This is a genomic window from Gemmata sp., from assembly GCF_051859125.1.
Classification (GTDB): Bacteria; Planctomycetota; Planctomycetia; order Gemmatales; family Gemmataceae; genus Gemmata.
Genome location: NZ_JBHYGG010000157.1, coordinates 1 through 16,203 on the forward strand (window position 1 = coordinate 1; position 16,203 = coordinate 16,203).

Below are 16,203 nucleotides of genomic sequence, written 5' to 3' on the forward strand. Positions count from 1 at the left end.
TCCCTACAAACCCAGAGCCTGCATCTGGTAGGGGCCGCCCTCCGTGGCGGCCCGCCACCTACTTCCTGCGGATCTCGTCGAGTGCCGAACAGCGTGATGACCCGATACACCCTCGTCCCGGTTGTTCTGCTCCTCGCGCTGTGGGGGCGCACGGCGCTCTACGCCGTCGATCAGGCCGAGTTCGTGTACGTCACCCGGTTCGGCGACCCCGTCGTCGTTCACGACGGCGCGACCGACGCCGGGCTGCACGCGAAGCTCCCGTGGCCCGTCGACTCGGTGCAGCGGATCGACCGCCGCATCCAGTCGATCGACCTGCCGGCCGTCGAGGTGCTCACCCGCGACCGCGCCCGCGACGCCGCCCAGCAGACCGTCGGCTCGACCCTGACCGTGGACGCCACGATCGTCTGGAAGGTGCCCGACGCGGCGGCCGCCGACCAGTTCTTCCGCACCGTGCGAACGCCCGAGCAGGCGAAGAAGATCCTCGGGCCGCTCGTGAACGGCCGACTGTCGGCGGTCGTCAGCACGGTTCCGATCGAGACGCTCATCGACGTGGTGGACGTGCAGACCGCGGCCGCGGGCGTCGCCGGCGTCGCGGCGGTGCTGCCGGGCGACGCGGTGTTCCGGGCCGCCGACGCGAGGGTGATCGACGAGCGCGTCGAGCGCGTCCGCCAGCGGCTCCTCGGCAGCGACGGCGCGACCGACGGCCTGCGGGAGCGGGCACGGGCCGAGTACGGCATCGAGGTCGTGGACGTGCGCGTCCGCCGGTTCAGCTACCCCGAGGCGGTGCGGGCGAAGATCGCCGAGCGGATCCGCAGCGAGCGAGACAAGAAGGCCGCCGACTACGAGAGCGAGGGCCGCCGGCGCGCCGCCGACATCACCACCGACGCCGACCGCGCGGCCCGCACCGTCGAGGCCGACGCGCGGGCGAGGAAGACCGTGATCGAGGGGACGGCGAACGCCGAGGCGAAGCGCATCCTCGCGCAGGCGTGGGCGCAGGACCGCGAGTTCTACCTGTTCCTCCAGAACCTCCGCGCGTTCCAGCGGATGATGGAGAACACCCGCGACGTGTGGCTGCTGAGCACGAAGAACCCGCTGCTCCGCCCGCTCGCGGGGCCGCCGACGCCGCAGAAGTAACCACGGGCCGCTTGATGTTCCGCCTCCGCTACCTCCTGCTCGTCGCCCTCGCGGCGTACCTCCTCACCGGCGTGTCGCAGGTGTCGCCGGAGGAGCGCGTCGTCGTGCGGCGGTTCGGGAAGGTGGTCGCGCGGCCCGGCCCCGGGCTGTGGGTCGGGCTCCCGTGGGGCGTCGACCGCGTCGACCGCGTCCCCGTTCGCACGGCGCTCCAGCTCACCGTCGGGTACGACCAGCAGACCGCCTCCGACGCCCCGGGCACGCCGCCGGGCCAGTTCCTCACCGGCGACCAGAACCTCGTCAACGTGCAACTCGTCCTCGACTACGCCATCGGCGAGACGGACGCGGACCTCGACGACTTCGTGAACCACCGCGACGCCGTAGACGCCACGCTGTCGCGCATCACCGAAGCCGCGGCCGCCGAGTGGGTCGCCGGCCGCGGGGTGGACCGCGTCCTCATCACCGGGAACGCGGCGCTGCCGGCGTGGGTCGCGGCCCGCGTCGCCGAGCGGCTCCCCGAGTACCACCTCGGCGTGCGGCTCCAGCGGGTGAGCGTCGGCTACCTCGCGCCGCCGGAAGAGGTCCGGGCCGCGTTCGAGGCCGTCACCCAGGCGCAGGCCGGCATCCGCACCCGCGAGTTCCAGGCGCTTCAAGAGAAGGAACTGCGGGAGCGGCAGTCCGACGCGCTGCGCTACAAGCTCGGGCAGGAGGCCGAAGAGTCCCGCGAGTCGCAACTGCGCCAGGCGCGGGCCGAGGCCGCGGCGTTCCTCGACGAACTCGCCGCGCACCGCGAGGTCGCGAGGAACAACCCGGACTCGCTCGCGGTGGTGTGGTGGGCCGAGATGAGCAAGGCGCTAGAGTCGCTGGAGGCCCGCGGCGGCCGGGTGCGGCCGCTCGACCAGCACCTCCAGAACGGCGAGTTGAACCTGACCGAGTTCGTGCCGACGCCCGGCCCGCGGCGCTAGCACAAACGAGACAGTACCTTGGTAGAAAGGGTCGTGAATGCGGTTTACAGTGCGTGTCCGCGGTCACAACTTCCTCATCCCGGTCGACGGCGAATCGGACCCGCGTCCGCACAGCTTCTTTACCCAAGTCGATGTGGAAGCTGACAACGAGGAAGGGGCCGAGACGGCTGCAATCCAGCTTCTTCGGCAAACGCAAAAGCTCCGCGATCTCGTCCGCAACACCCGGGACGATCCGCCCCGCATGGATGTCGAAGGGCTGTGTGAGTACGAGTCCGGGCCGGTGCCGCCACTCGCCGTTGAGCCGTCATTCATCTGGTTTCCAGATGACGGCACCGATGACTCTGACGGAGAGCGCCAGTAGCCCACCTTGGTGACACGGCGGTCGGCGGGGAACGCGGCTCACTCCCGCACGGTGAGCGCCGGCCCCAGCCCGGTCGGCGTGACGGCCGTGCGCGCCACGGTGCGCTCGGCGTCGGCGGCGCGGCGGTTCCCGGTGCGGTCGTAGGCCTCGGCGAGCCAGTGCCGCACCTCGGGGTCGTCCGGCCCGATCTCGCGCGCCTCGCGCAGCGCCTTCAGCGCCTTGCACGCCATCTCCTCGCAGAACCCCGCGTCCCGCTCGGGCAGCTCGTCCTGCTCTGCCGTGAGGAGGAGCAGGCCGACGCCGCGGTGGAGCACCTCGCCGAAGCGGTCGCCGTCGCGCTGGGCGATCTCCATGAGCCGCGTGTGCGCGTGGACGACCTGCTTCTTCGCGGGGCCGGTCAACCGCCGGGCTTCGGCGGCAAACTGCTCGAAGTGGACCCGCGCCGCGTCGTCCCGCCCGAGCCGCAGGTACAGTTCCGCGAGTTGTACGCGGAACATCACCTGCTCGGGGTGCCCGCGGACGTGCGCCTCCAGGTGGGGGGCGGCGCTCGCGTGGTCGCCCCGAGACAGGCAATCCGCGGCGAGTGACAGGGCGTCTTGAGGCGTTTCGGGCTCTTGCGGCGGCTGCGGGGCCGGAACCCGGGCCGCCACGGGCACGATTCCCGGGGGCGGGGCCGCGGCCCGCAGCGGCACCCGCGCGGGCGGAGCGCCCGGCTCCGGCGGCGGCGCGGGCGCGGTCTTCAGCGACTCACACCCGCCGAACGCGACGACCCCAACGAGTGCCCAGCGGCGCACCATGCCGACCTCCCGCGCAGGTTACGCGAGGTAGATCGACTACGCGGGTTCGGCGGGGTGACGGGAACGGGGCGGATGGGGAACGTGCCGCGCGAAGATGGGCAAGCCGGCCGGGTTGTTCTGCTTAAACGCTCGAGCCGCGGCCGGAGGGGGTGCCCCCTCCGCCCGCGGCTCCTCGATACGGTAGGGCAATCAGTCGCAGCTCAGGCTCTCGCTCAGCTTCGCGAGGGCCTCGCTCTCGATCTGGCGGACCCGCTCGCGGGTCAGGTTCAGGCACTCGCCGATCTCCTTGAGCGTCTTCGGCTCCTCGTCGTCGAGCCCGAACCGCATCCGCAGGACGGTCGCCTCGCGCTTGTCCATCTTGTCGAGCAGGTGCATCACCTGCTTCAGGTCGTCGGTCTCGACCATCTCCATGTCGGGCGTCTTGGACCGGCCGTCCATGAGCATCTCGTCGATACTCCACCCCTGCTCGCCCTGGTCCGACTGCGGCGCCGCGTTGTACACGCGGATCGCCTTCTTGATGATGTTGAGCTTCTTCTTCGGCAGCCCGAGGAGCTTGGCGACCTCCTCGTGGGTCGGGGCGCGGCCGAGTTCGTCGGTCAGCTTGTTCGTCGCCCGCCGCCACTTCGCCAGCAGCTCGACCATGTACGCCGGGATGCGGATCGTCTTCGCCGTGTTCACCAGCGCCCGCTTGATGCTCTGCTTGATCCAGTAGCTCGCGTAGGTGCTGAACCGGGTGCCCATCACCGGGTCGAACCCCTCGACGGCGCGGAGCAGGCCGAGGTTCCCCTCCTCGATGAGGTCCTGGAGGGCGAGCCCCTTGCCGGTGTACCCGCGGGCGATGTTCACCACGAGCCGCAGGTTGGCGCGGACCATCTGGTCCCGGGCCTCGGTGTCGCCGACCGCGATCTTCCGCGCGAGGTCCTTCTCCTGGTCCGCGGACAGCAGGGCCGTCTCGTTGATCTCCCGGAGGTACGTCTCCAGCGGCGATTGGACCACGTCCGGGCGGTAGCGGCGGAGTCGCGACATGAGAGCCATCCTGTCAACTGAGTTACCGGCGTCGGTCGCGCGGGGTCGGCGTCTTGCCCCTGTCAGACCCGCCATCCGGTCTGACCCACTCGGGCCGCACGCGACGGGTGACTCCCGCCACTGGTTGTGCCCGCAAGAACGTATCGACCGCTGAAACGATAACCTGGATAAAGGTGGTACGGGAACTCATGACCGGAAGGAAAAAGCGACCGATACCGACCGTACAGCACGCACAACCGGAACGCAGGGCCTGGGACCGATGGGAGCCGACCTCGGGCGGGCCGTGCGGCGGACCGGTGGTAGCGGTTCTGCGGCGTCTTTAGGATATCGGACGGCCGTGTCGAACTTCAATGGTTTTCCCGATTTGCCGCAGATTGGGCCCGGAAATTCCAGGGGACCAGCAGTGCCGCGGCCGCGAGGACCGCGACCTGCAACAGACACATCGCCGCAACCGTCGCGTCGGCCCCGTAGTGCATCGCGTCGAACAGGTCGCCCGCGAACGTCCGCCGCCCCGGCGGCTGCACCAGCTTCGTGGCCACCACCTCGCCGAGCGCGAGGAGCGCGACCGCGGCGGCCGCGAGCCGCACCGCCCGGCGGGTCGCGGGACCGATCACGTCGCGGCGCGCGGCGAGCGGTCCGCCGTCGAGTTGCGCGGCCTCGACCAGTTCATGCGGAACCGCCTGCACCGCCGGCCACAAAATCGCCACCGCAACCGGGAAGAACTTCACGACGGCCGCCCACACGGGCGCGACCGGCGACGGTTGGTCGTACAGCAGCGCCCGGAGCGGGGCGAACGCCGCGTCGGGACCGAGGACCGCGTCTTCGAGGGCCACGAGCGCCGCGATGAGTGCCTTCAGCCCCAGGCCGATCAACGGGGCCGGGGTCACCCACGCGATTGCGGTGAAGGCCAGGAGCACTTGCGCCGCGGGCCGCGACTCCCGCGAACGCACGCACGCGGCGAGCGCGAGCCGGGCCGCGACGAGCCCGGCGACCGCGGCCCACGCCCCACTCGATGCGAGCGTGCCGCCGTGGGTTCGCGCGACGCGGGCGAACTGCCCGGCGTCGCCGGTTCGCACGACCAGACCCGCGAGCGGCACCCCGACCAGCACCAGCGCGCCGAGCCACGCGGCGCGCGCCAGCGGCCCGCCCCCCACCGGGTCGGCCCGCGGTCCCGGCGGGGCGACGGGTGCCCGGAGCGCCGCGCCGCGCCGCAGGACCACGCCCGCACCGACCGCCGCCGCGAGCCACGCCGGGAGCGTCACCGCGACCGCGGCTGCCACGCCCGCCGGGTTGCCGACGAGCTGAAAGTACACCTCCTCGGCGAACGTCCGCACCATGAACAGGTCCGTGACGGCCGACTCGGTGAACGCCAGCACCGCGACCCAGCACGCCCCTGCGAGCGCCGCGGCCCGGACCCGCGGCCACAGCACCCACCGCCGCACCGCGCGGCGGCCGCCGAGGAGCCGCGCGTCGTCTTCGAGCCGCGGGTCGGTCGTGCGGAGCGCGAGCCCGACGACCGCCGCCACCCACGGGATCCCCGCGACGCCGTGGACCCACGCGGCCGGCAGCAGGCCGAGCGCCCACGGCCGCCACCCGCCCGCGTCGGGGAGCGCCGCGACGCGGAACACGGCCTGCCACGCGGCGGCGTACACCGGCAGCGGGACCACGAGCCCGAGGACCACGAGGCCGCGGAGCACCACTCGCCCCGCGCCGCGGCCGCGTTCGACAGCGACGGCCGCGGCGGTCCCGAGCGGGACCGCGACGAGCACCGCACCCGCGGCGAGGGCGAGCGTGTTCAGGACCAGGGGGGTCGCGCGGGGCGCTTCGAAAAGGGCGGCGAACCCGGCGGGGCGCGCGGCGAGTTCGGCGACCGGGAACGCGAGGGGCGCGGCGAGCAGGAGAGCGGCCAGCAGGCGGAGCGCCGGCTTCATACGCACCACTGCTGTGTTGAAATGTCGGCGAGCGGCGCGGCGCCCGCCGCCGGTTGGGCCGCGCACCGGGCGGACGCGCCTCTCACCGGAACCCCGCCGTCGGCTCGACCGGCAGCTAATCCCGCCGCCGGGTCATTCCTTCTTCGGCTCGGCGTCGCTCTTGGGCATCGCGCCGTCGCCCTTGGGGCCGCCCTCGACGGCGCCCCTTGGGGTCGCGTTCACCGTGGGCTCGGGGCACACCCGCACGGGCCGGGCGTACTTCGCGCTCGTGTCCCGCAGGCACACGATCAGCCCGTTGTCGGCCGCAAGGTAGATGCGGTCCGACGCGGTGTTCGTGACGTTGATGTTGAACTCGCTCAGGTTGATGCCGGCCAGCGGCGCGGACCGGAGCGTCTTGGTACCGGTCGGCCGCTTGGCGTCGAACACCAGCAGGTTCCCGAGCCGGTCGCGGACGTAGACGAACTCCTGGTTCGCGGCGATGAGGCGGTCGGCCGACTCGTCGGACCGCCACACGAGGTCGCCGTTGGACCGGCTCACGCACACGACCCCGGAGTGGTCCCCGTGGGCGTACACGAACTTGTCGGTGACGAACGGCTGGTGGTTGGCGATGCCGCCGACCGGCGCGCGCCACAGGACGTTCGCGCCGCCGCCGATGCTGCCGCTCGCCCCCTCGACGGCGACGACGTACCCGGACCCGAGCGGGACGTAGGACGTCAGCCCGGCGCGGCCCGGCGGGGCGCTGATCGGGTCGGCCAGTTGCTGGACGACCTCCGTCTTCTTGTCCCGCTTGTTCAGGGCCAGGAGCGACTGAGTGCCGGTCACCGCCCACACGCGGGTCGGCGTCAGGAACGGGGGGAACAGGACCCGGGTTGTCAGCCCGTACTCCCACCGCATCGGCGGGCCGACGGCCCGCGGCCGCAGGTCGCCGAGGGCCATCGACGCCGCAAGCGACGGGGGGATCACGCCCAGGGACGCGGTCCGCTGGATGTCCTGCTGGAAGTCGTTCCGCAGGCGGTACGGCTGGCGGAGCGACGGCAGGATGGTGATCGAGGGGGCGGGCGACTCGCTGTCCAGCGTGTACGGCGGGGAGACCTTCGACAGGATGTTCAGCGACGGGGTCCGGCTCCCGGCGGCGCCGCCGACCGGGGCCTCCACCGAGCGGGCCGCCGCGCGGCCCGGGTCGAACACGTCGGGTACCGTCGTGCGGTACATGTGCTCGGGGGCGTACCGGGTCACGAGCCGGTCCACCGGGTTCACGGCCCTCGGGTCCTTCGCGGCCGGCTTGTTCGGGTCCGCGGCCGGGGCGCTGATGGCGATGGGCCGGAGCACGTCGAACACCGCGATCCGGTGGGTGCCGGTGTTGCCGGTCCGCAGCCCCAGCACGCAGTACACGCCCGTTTCATCGGCCGCCGGGCCGACCGTGGCCGGCGCGCCGACGTCGTGGACGTACTCGACCACGCCGGTGTACCGGTGGAAGCAGTGCAGCTTGGTGACGTTCATGACGTACACGAACTGCGAGTTCGTCGCGACCGGGTACGTGTTCGCGTAGTCCTTGTCGCCGAGCTGGGCGAACCACTGGAGCTGTCCGGTCACCGCGTCGCCGGCGACGAGCAGCCCGGTTCGCGTCTGGATGAAGATCTGGTCGTCGACGAGCTGGATCTGGGTGAGCGAGTCCCGCCGGCCCGCGACCGGGATGTTGGCGGTCCACTCGATCTTGAGGTTCAGCCGCTCCAGGGCCGCCTTGTCGGGCGGGACGGCCCTCGAGTAGACGTTGTTGACCTGCGCCGGGGCCGCGGTTGCGGCGGCCAAGACGAGGAAGAGTACGGTTGCCGAGCGGTGCCACATGGTGAAGGCTCCGGGCGCGGGGCGGCGATGATTCCCCTCAGTTTAACACGCCGCCCCGGGCGGGTGGAACGACTTACCCGCGGGCGGCGGGTAATAAGTGGGGCGAGCGTGCCGGCGGCGCGGGTTGCGCGGTCACTTCTTCCCCTGTTCCCGCTTCCGCCGGAAGAAATCCGTCAACACGGCCCCGCACCGGTCGGCCAATACCCCGCCGAGGACGACGGCCCGGTGGTTGAGCCGCGGGTCGGTCGGGATGCGGAACAGCGTGTCGCACGCGCCGGCCTTGGGGTCGGTCGCGCCGTACACGACCATCGACACGCGGCCGTTCACGACCGCCCCGGCGCACATGGCGCACGGCTCCAGGGTGACGTACAGGATGCACCGGTCGAGCCGCCACGACTTCAGCGCGTTGCCGGCCTGGGTGATGGCGACGATCTCGGCGTGGGCGGTCGGGTCGTGGAGCTGCTCGCGCTGATTGTGGGCCAGGCCGATCACGCCCCGCTCGGGGTGGACGACCAGCGCCCCGACGGGCACCTCGTCCTCGGCCGCGGCGACCTCGGCCTCGGCCAGGCACATCTCCATGTGGTGGACGTGGAACGGGTGCGCCGGGTTGGTGAACGCCAGGTCGAACGGGTTGAACGGGTCCATGACGGGTGACGGGTGGCAGAAAGAGAAGAGAGTTATCCACAGATTACGCAGATGGACACAGATTAAGAATCAGCGGAGGGTTTTGAAGCCGCGGGTGCGGCGACCCCTGGTCCGGGGTGGTTCGCGATGCTCCGGGGACCAGGGGTTTGCCCGAAGCAGGCCGCACCCCTGGTTACCATCCGCCGCCCCTCCGGGGCTACAGCCGCCCTCTGTCCTCTAATCTGTGTCTTCTGCGTAATCTGCGGATAATACTCCGCCCGCTCCGAGGTCAGCACTTGCGGATGACGCCGGCGAGGACGCCGAGGATCTGCACGTCCTGCTTGCTTGGGTCGACGATGATCGGCTCCATCGTGCTGTTCATCGGCTCCAGGCGGATCTCGTTCTTCTTCTTGTAGTACTTCTTCAGGGTCATCGCCCGGTCGACCATCGCGACGACCTTGTCGCCGTTGTCGCACGTCGAGCACTTGCGGATGACGACGTAGTCGCCGTCGGCGATCTGGCCCTCGATCATCGATTGCCCGCGGACCTTCACGACGAACAACTCGTCGCCCGCGAACAGGTCGCGGATCTCGAGCCGCTCCTCCTGCTCCTCGGCCTCGATGGCCTTGCCGGCGGCGACGACGCCCAGGAGCGGGAAGCTCAGGCCGCCGGCCGAGACGCCGGGGATGGTGATCCCGCGGGCCTGGGCCTTCTCGTTGTCCTTCTTGGTGACGCGGTTGATGTGGCCCTTTTTCTCCAGCGCCTTCAGGTGGCACATGACGCCGTTGGGCGACGAGATGCTGAAGGCGTCGCAGATGTCGCGGATCGCCGGGGGGTAGCCCTTCGACTCGATGTGCTTGCGGATGAAGTGGTAGATCTTCTGCTGCTTGTCGGTCAGGGGCTGTTGTGGCTCGCTCATGACTGGACCCCGGGCGCAGCGCGCATAAGTGGTAGAGGTGTGGTCGGTGGGGTGGGGAAGTAGGAAGTTCGACCGCCCGGAGCTTCCTGCCCAACCGGCGCACCTCCTACACCTGTCCACTGTGTATGGAAGTATAAGGAACAGGCGTACAGAAAGAAAGTCAGTTTTTACCGATTTGAGTTGGAAAGCACTGGACCCGCAAGTACGAAGGACGGGGGAAGCCCCGGACGGGTTTAGCACCCGCGGACCCAATGCGGTCCCAGGGTTCGCACCCTGGGCTACGCACTGCCGCCCCCTTCGGGGGCTAATTGCTTGAGTCCCGGAGGGACGGCAGTGCGTAGCCCAGGGTGCAAACCCTGGGTTCAAGGGTGTAAACCCCGGGTCCCAGGGTTCTGTGGTGCTTCCCGCCCGGTCCGTTCTCCGTGCATTTCCCGAAGGGGGTGGTCTGTGGAGCTGCAGCCACCGAGCTGGTTCCCCGAGTTGTTCGCGCTGCTCCTCACCGGGCGCGACGTGCCGCCGGCCCGGGTGACCGAGGCGGTCCGCGACTTGGTCGCCGGCCGCGTCGACGACGCCCGCGGGGCCGCGTTCCTCACCGCCCTCCGCATGAAGGGCGAGACGGCCGACGAGATCGCCGCCGCCGCCCAGGTGCTCCGCGAGCAGATGGTGCGGCTCGTCCCCGTGTCGGGGCCGGTCCTCGACACGTGCGGCACCGGCGGCGACGACAGCGGCACGTTCAACATCAGCACCGCGGCGGCGCTGGTGGCGTGCGGCGCGGGCGTCCCCATCGTGAAGCACGGGAACCGGGCCGTGTCGAGCAAGTCGGGCAGTGCCGACGTGCTCCGCGAACTCGGGGTGCCGATCGAGGCCGGGCCGGAGTGGGCGCAGAAGTGCCTCGACCGCGTCGGGTTCGCGTTCTGCTACGCCCCGCACTTCCACCGCGGCATGGCGCACGTCGCCGAGTTGCGGAAGAAGCTCGGCATCCGGACCGTGTTCAACCTCCTCGGCCCGCTCGCGAACCCGGCGAGCGCCCCGTACCAGCTCCTCGGCGTCGGCAAGCCGGACCTGCTCGACCCGCTCGCCGGCGCGATCGCGGCGCTGGGCACGCGGAAGGCGGTGCTGGTGACGAGCTTCGACGGGCTGGACGAGGTGAGCCTCTCGGCCCCGACGATGGTGCGGGTGGTCCGCGGCGAGGAGTACGAGGTGCGGGAGTGGAGCCCGGACGAGTTCGGGCTCGGTGCGGTGCGGATCAGCGCGATCAAGGCGGCCGACGCGAAGGAGAGCGCCGCGATCATCCGCGGGGTGCTCGACGGCGACGACGGCCCGGCCCGGCGGATCGTTCTGGCGAACGCCGCCGCGGCGCTGTGGGCGGCCGAGTTCGTGACCACGCTCCGCGACGGCGTCGAGATGGCCGACGCCGCACTCAAGGCCGGCAAGCCCCGCGCGGCACTCGAGGCGCTGACGCGGGGGTGACCTTCAACGAGGAAGCCCCGATGTCCGATGGCGTTGTTCTGGTGCTGGTCGCGTCGATCGGGATAGCCGTCGCGCTTCGGGCAGATGCGATCGCATCGTATTCCGCAGCAAAGTACCAGCTGCACCCGCCCTGGGTGCCACGCATGTGGGGCGACCGCATGTCTCGAAATGCGGTCGCGGTGAACGCAATGATGTGGCGGGTCTTCGGCACCGCGGTGGCGTTGCTGTGCTTCGCCAAAGTCGGTGGAGTCCTGTAACCACCGCGTGAGACCGATTCCAGCCTCATGGGACACGCCCGGTCGTAGGGCCGGCTGGTGCAACTCGAATGCCTCGGTCTCGGCCGGCACAGCCGGCCCTACATCTCACTTACTCGCCCTACCGGTTGCCGCCGGGAACCCAGAGTACGTCGCCGCGGCCGTCGTCGTTGGCCACGCGGGCCAGGACGAACAGGTAGTCGCTCAGCCGGTTCAGGTAGATCAGCGCCTGCGGGTTCACCGTCTCCGTGCGCATCAGCGTCACAACGGCGCGCTCGGCCCGGCGGCACACGGTGCGGGCCAGGTGCAGGTACGCGGCGGCCGGCGTTCCGCCCGGCAGGATGAAGCTCCGCAGCGGTTCCAGCTTCTCGTTCAGCCGGTCGATGGCGCGCTCCAGGCGCTCGGCCTGCGCCGCGGTCACGCGCAGGGACTTCCCCGGCTCCTCTCCCGCGAACGGCGGCACGCACAGGTCGGCCCCCACGTCGAACAGGTCGTTCTGGATCGACCGCAGGACCGCGGCGGCCGGGCACGTTGGGACGTTCGCGGCGACCAGGCCGAGTACGGCGTTCAGTTCGTCCACCTCGCCGTAGGCCGCGACGCGGGCGTGGTCCTTGGGCACGCGGGTGCCGTCGCCCAGGCCGGTCTCGCCGGTGTCGCCCGACTTCGTGTAGATGCGGGATAGGAAGACCATCGGACCCGTTTCGCGTTTCGAGTTCAAAGTCGCGCCCCTGTCATCGTAGGCACGCAGGGCCGACAAAATCGCCACGACCCCAAAACCCGAAACATCCAACTCGAAACTCTCAACTCCGCGAAGCGGTCGGGACGATACAGTTGGTAACCAAGGTCGGTTCGGCTCGCACGGAGGGGGGAGAATGTTCCGAGTTCGTCGCCACGCACTGCTGCTGGCCGCGGCCGCCTTGACGGTCGCAAACGTCGGCTGCAACCCGTTCACGATGGGTCTGTTCACGCCGGTCCCGATCCAGCCCTGGGTCGCGGAGCGCATGAACCAGAAGTACGGCAACCGCAACGACGGCCGCACGCCGGTCATGCCGCCGATCCGCGACGGGTTCCCGCCGCCGATCTGCGAGGACCCGCCGAGCGACCAGGAGGTGCTCCGGGCCATGCCCCGCGTCACCCGCGGCGTCCCGTACATTTTCGAGGAGTTCCGCGACGACATCGTGATCGTCAAGAACCGCCTGGTCGACAAGATCGACCCGCCCCGGTTCTTCCCGCTCGTCGGGCCGGCCCAGCTGCACCACTGCCACTGGGAGTGCGTGGTGTACTACACCGAGACCGTGCAGAGCGACCACCCGTTCCCGATGCAGACCAGGAAGAACCGGGTCCAGGTGCTGTACATCGACAAGGACCACCTGCACCTGTACGTCGGCCCGAACACGGACGTGCAGCGGCAGATCACGGCCGACATGACGAAGTATTGAGATTGCGGAACGCGGATTTCGGAGTGCGGAATTCCAGACGCGAACCGACTCTCACGCCTTGGTTCGTTGGGATTCCGCACTCCACGTTCCGAACTCCGCATTCGCCCCGTACCCTCCGTCGTGCTTGAAGGCGACCGCCGCACCCGGCTCCGAAAGGAGTCGGGTGTTTGGCGTTGCGGCCGGCCGGCCGCAACGCGATTGAAAATCGCCCGGAACAGGGTAGACTTGACATTGCCTAAGCCGATCGGCGTACCGATCGGCGCGGGGGAACCAATGACCTCAGGCGTGCCACTGGCACCCGGGGGTTGGGGCGCAGGTCGCGACGAACCCGCGACCAGACCACTTCCAAGGTCCAGCCCGTCAGCTAACCTCGTAGGCGTTTGGAAGGGCGGACCACACCTCACCGCACCTCGCGGGACCGTGACCCCCTTCGCACCTTTGTTTCGGGCGTTGCCGCCGCGGCACCGTCGCGCCACCGCGCGACCGCGGTTCGCGCCGCGGCGGCACGGGGTCACTCGCATGTCTCGGCGATCCGCATGGGTCCGCCTCCGGGAGGTCGTGGTCGGTCCGCCGCGCGACCTGGCAGACGCGGCACTGTTCCACAAGGTGTCGCTCGTCGCGCTGCTGGCCTGGGTCGGCCTCGGGGCCGACGGGCTCTCGTCGTCGTGCTACGGCCCGGAGGAGACGTACAAGGCGCTGGGCCGGTTCCCGGCCCTGGCCGTGTTCGTCGCCCTCGGCTCGGTCCTCACCATCGCGGTGCTGTGTGTGAGCTACCGGCAGATCATCGGGCTGTTCCCGACCGGGGGCGGCGGCTACCTCGTGGCGAGCAAGTTGCTCGGCCGGGGGGCCGGGGTCGTGTCCGGGTCGGCGCTGCTGGTCGACTACGTCCTGACGGTCGCGATCTCGGTCGCCGCCGGGGCCGACGCGCTGTTCTCGCTCCTGCCCCCGGAGTGGCGGGCGTGGAAGGTGCCGTTCGCGTGCGGCGGCGTGGCCGCGATGACCGTCGTGAACCTCCGCGGGGTCCGCGAGTCGGTCGTGATGTGGGTGCCGGTGTTCTTCGCGTTCATCGCCACGCACGCGGTCGCGATCCTGGTCGCCGTCGGCATCCACCTCGCCGACGCCGGGGCGGTGACCGAGCGGACCGCCCGCGAGATCGGGGCGGCGCACGCCGAACTCGGGCTCGCCGGGGTGCTGGTCCTGATGCTCCGGGCGTTCAGCGTCGGGGCCGGGACGTACACGGGCATCGAGGCCGTCTCCAACGGGCTGCCGGCCCTCCGCGCCCCGCAGGCCGAGACCGGGAAGCGGACCATGACCCTGATGGGCGTCTCGCTGGCCGTCACGGTGTTCGGCCTGCTCCTGGGGTACCTGTTCGTCGGGGTCCGCCCGGTCGAGGGGAAGACGCTCAACGCGGTGCTGTTCGAGTCGATCACCGCGACCTGGCCCGCGTGGCTCGGGGCCGCGTTCGTCACGGTCGGCATGCTCAGCGCCACGGCGCTGCTGTTCATCGCGGCCCAGGCCGGGTTCCTCGACGGCCCCCGGGTGCTGGCCACGATGGCCCTGGACCGGTGGTTCCCGAGCCGGTTCGCGACCCTCTCGGACCGGCTCGTCGCGCAGAACGGCCTGCTCCTCATGGGGGCCGCGGCCCTCGCCGTGGTCGTGCTCGCCGGCGGGAGCGTGGACCTGCTCGTCGTGCTCTACAGCATCAACGTGTTCCTCACGTTCTCGCTGTCCCAACTCGGCATGTGCGCCCACTGGTGGGGCGAGCGGAAGCGGGGCCGGGCGTGGCGGCGGGGGCTGCTCGTCAACGGCGCCGGGCTCGCGGTCACCGCGTCGATCCTCGCCGCCCTCTGCGCGATCAAGTTCTTCGAGGGCGGGTGGGTGACGCTCCTCGTCACGTCGGCCGTGGTCGCGGTCGCGCACCTGGTCCGGCGGCACTACGACGGCGTCGCCCGCCGGCTCGCGCGGCTCGACGCCGACCTCGCCGAGGCCGAGCGCGACCCGCGGTTGCCCGGCGGCCGGCCCGAGCCCGGCCGGGGCCGCACCGCGGTGCTCCTGTGCAACGGGTACAACGGGCTCGGCGTTACCACGTTCCTGAACGTGTTCCGCATGTTCCCGGGCACGTTCGACCGGTGCGTGTTCGTCCTCGCAGGGGCCGTCGACGCCGGGTCGTTCAAGGGGGCCGCGGAGGTGGCGGGGCTCCGCGCCGCGACCGACGACCAGGCCCGGCGGTACGCCGACCTGGCCCGCGAGTGCGGGCTGGAGGCCGAGGTGCGGACCGCCATCGGCCCGGACGTGATGGAGGTGATCGAGGCGCTCGTGCGGGACGCCCTGCGGGACCACCCGGCCGCCGTCGTGTTCGCGGGGCAACTCGCCTTCGAGCGCGAAACGCCCTGGACCCGCTGGTTGCACAACTACGTCGTGTTCGCGCTCCAGAAGGTCTACTGCCAGCAGGGGGTCCCGTTCGTGATCGTGCCGATCCGGATCTGAGCGCACCGGGGACGCGGCCCCACGCGACGGAGCAACTCATTCGTCGCGTGGGGAACCACACTACTGAGTGGACACTTTTCTTCTCGCGTTCGAATCCCTACGATACCGATAAGGTATCTGTCGAAATCGGGCGGCGGGGGATGGGATGACGGAGTCCCAGCGACTGGCGTCGGAACTTGAGCGGGCGAACCGGGATCTGGCGAAGGCCAGTCCGCAGGACATCTTGAAGTGGGCGGTCCGCCGCTACCACCCCCGTCTGCTCATGGCGACAGCGTTCGGCGCAGAAGGCTGCTGCGTCATCCACATGCTGGCGAAGATCGAGCCCGGCGTGATGTTCATCAACCTGGACACCGGCTACCAGTTCCCCGCGACGCTGGACCTCGCCGAGCGGATCCGGGAGAAGTACGGCGTCTCGATCGAGTACGTCCGGCCCGAGAAGTCGGTCGAGCAGTACGAGCGCGAGCACGGCGGGCCGCTGTACGGCCTGCGGCCCGACCAGTGCTGCCACGACCGCAAGATCGTGCCGCTGAAGCAGGCGCTCAAGCGGCTCGACCCGGCCGCGTGGATCAGCGCGATCCGCAAGGACCAGACGGCCGACCGCGGCCAGGCCGACGTCGTCCAGTGGGACGCGAAGTTCAACCTCGTGAAGGTGAACCCGCTGCTGAACTGGACCAAGGGAGACGTGTGGAAGTTCATCCTCGATAACGACGTGCCGTACAACCCGATGCACGACCAGGGGTACCCGAGCATCGGGTGCTGGCCGTGTACGCGGGCGGTCGGGGCCGGCGAGGACGACCGCGCCGGCCGCTGGGCCGGCAAGGTCAAGAAGGAGTGCGGCCTGCACGTGATCGAGCAGCAAGACGGCGGCGGGATTTGAAAAGTGGGTCGTGGACAGTGGGGAGTGGGGAGTCGAACCCACCGGTCCCCACCGCGTTCACTGCCCACGCCCCACTA

The 16,203-nt window shown here is 70.6% G+C and carries 15 protein-coding genes and 1 riboswitch; of the genes, 8 read left to right on the forward strand and 7 right to left on the reverse strand.

Annotated elements, in window-relative coordinates; translation table 11 throughout:
- The first annotated feature begins 96 nt into the window (after positions 1 to 96).
- Genes ACTIGN_RS14905 through ACTIGN_RS14915 form a run of 3 tightly spaced genes read left to right on the forward strand, consistent with a single transcriptional unit; the run spans position 97 to position 2,457 of the window.
- Entirely contained in the window at positions 97 to 1,134 is a 1,038-nt protein-coding gene (locus ACTIGN_RS14905; RefSeq protein ID WP_439625151.1) for an SPFH domain-containing protein, read from the forward strand.
- Between the two features lie 14 nt (positions 1,135 to 1,148).
- The gene (locus tag ACTIGN_RS14910) at positions 1,149 to 2,096 is read left to right on the forward strand and encodes an SPFH domain-containing protein (protein ID WP_439625153.1); all 948 of its coding nucleotides are present in this window, start codon (positions 1,149 to 1,151) and stop codon (positions 2,094 to 2,096) included.
- A 37-nt stretch (positions 2,097 to 2,133) separates the two neighbouring features.
- Positions 2,134 to 2,457 (forward strand): hypothetical protein, encoded by a 324-nt coding sequence (locus ACTIGN_RS14915; RefSeq protein WP_439625155.1) that lies wholly within the window; start codon positions 2,134 to 2,136, stop codon positions 2,455 to 2,457.
- Between the two features lie 38 nt (positions 2,458 to 2,495).
- Here the strand turns inward: ACTIGN_RS14915 and ACTIGN_RS14920 are convergent, their stop codons facing one another.
- The 6 genes from ACTIGN_RS14920 to lexA all read right to left on the reverse strand — a co-directional run bounded on the left by ACTIGN_RS14920 (position 2,496) and on the right by lexA (position 9,599).
- Entirely contained in the window at positions 2,496 to 3,254 is a 759-nt protein-coding gene (locus ACTIGN_RS14920; protein WP_439625156.1) for a tetratricopeptide repeat protein, read from the reverse strand.
- Between the two features lie 189 nt (positions 3,255 to 3,443).
- Positions 3,444 to 4,280: a sigma-70 family RNA polymerase sigma factor gene (locus ACTIGN_RS14925; RefSeq protein ID WP_439625158.1), complete on the reverse strand. Its 837-nt coding sequence runs from the start codon at positions 4,278 to 4,280 to the stop codon at positions 3,444 to 3,446.
- A 347-nt stretch (positions 4,281 to 4,627) separates the two neighbouring features.
- Positions 4,628 to 6,211, reverse strand: a complete 1,584-nt coding sequence (locus tag ACTIGN_RS14930) for a hypothetical protein (protein ID WP_439625160.1) — start codon at positions 6,209 to 6,211, stop codon at positions 4,628 to 4,630.
- A 132-nt stretch (positions 6,212 to 6,343) separates the two neighbouring features.
- Positions 6,344 to 8,056 (reverse strand): outer membrane protein assembly factor BamB family protein, encoded by a 1,713-nt coding sequence (locus ACTIGN_RS14935; RefSeq protein ID WP_439625162.1) that lies wholly within the window; start codon positions 8,054 to 8,056, stop codon positions 6,344 to 6,346.
- A gap of 132 nt (positions 8,057 to 8,188) precedes the next feature.
- The gene (tadA, locus tag ACTIGN_RS14940) at positions 8,189 to 8,701 is read right to left on the reverse strand and encodes a tRNA adenosine(34) deaminase TadA (RefSeq protein ID WP_439625164.1); all 513 of its coding nucleotides are present in this window, start codon (positions 8,699 to 8,701) and stop codon (positions 8,189 to 8,191) included.
- Positions 8,702 to 8,969: 268 nt separating this feature from the next.
- Positions 8,970 to 9,599, reverse strand: coding sequence for a transcriptional repressor LexA (lexA, locus tag ACTIGN_RS14945; RefSeq protein ID WP_439625166.1), 630 nt, complete (start codon positions 9,597 to 9,599; stop codon positions 8,970 to 8,972).
- A gap of 447 nt (positions 9,600 to 10,046) precedes the next feature.
- Here lexA and trpD point away from each other — a divergent pair, with 447 nt between their 5' ends.
- Both trpD and ACTIGN_RS14955 read left to right on the forward strand, forming a co-directional pair.
- Positions 10,047 to 11,069 (forward strand): anthranilate phosphoribosyltransferase, encoded by a 1,023-nt coding sequence (gene trpD, locus ACTIGN_RS14950; protein WP_439625168.1) that lies wholly within the window; start codon positions 10,047 to 10,049, stop codon positions 11,067 to 11,069.
- Positions 11,066 to 11,326, forward strand: coding sequence for a hypothetical protein (locus ACTIGN_RS14955; protein WP_439625170.1), 261 nt, complete (start codon positions 11,066 to 11,068; stop codon positions 11,324 to 11,326). The genes trpD and ACTIGN_RS14955 overlap by 4 nt, the downstream gene beginning before the upstream one ends.
- 118 nt (positions 11,327 to 11,444) lie before the next feature.
- Here ACTIGN_RS14955 and ACTIGN_RS14960 read toward each other — a convergent pair whose 3' ends face one another.
- Entirely contained in the window at positions 11,445 to 12,014 is a 570-nt protein-coding gene (locus ACTIGN_RS14960; protein WP_439625172.1) for a cob(I)yrinic acid a,c-diamide adenosyltransferase, read from the reverse strand.
- A 181-nt stretch (positions 12,015 to 12,195) separates the two neighbouring features.
- On the opposite strand from ACTIGN_RS14960, the gene ACTIGN_RS14965 reads away from it, so the two are divergent.
- The 3 genes from ACTIGN_RS14965 to ACTIGN_RS14975 all read left to right on the forward strand — a co-directional run bounded on the left by ACTIGN_RS14965 (position 12,196) and on the right by ACTIGN_RS14975 (position 16,126).
- Positions 12,196 to 12,762, forward strand: coding sequence for a hypothetical protein (locus ACTIGN_RS14965; RefSeq protein WP_439625174.1), 567 nt, complete (start codon positions 12,196 to 12,198; stop codon positions 12,760 to 12,762).
- Positions 12,763 to 12,984: 222 nt separating this feature from the next.
- A riboswitch (cyclic di-AMP (ydaO/yuaA leader) is annotated at positions 12,985 to 13,156 on the forward strand.
- A gap of 125 nt (positions 13,157 to 13,281) precedes the next feature.
- Positions 13,282 to 15,249, forward strand: coding sequence for an APC family permease (locus tag ACTIGN_RS14970; RefSeq protein ID WP_439625176.1), 1,968 nt, complete (start codon positions 13,282 to 13,284; stop codon positions 15,247 to 15,249).
- A gap of 145 nt (positions 15,250 to 15,394) precedes the next feature.
- On the forward strand, positions 15,395 to 16,126 hold the full coding sequence (locus ACTIGN_RS14975; RefSeq protein ID WP_439625178.1) for a phosphoadenylyl-sulfate reductase: 732 nt from the start codon (positions 15,395 to 15,397) through the stop codon (positions 16,124 to 16,126).
- Positions 16,127 to 16,203 lie beyond the last annotated feature (77 nt).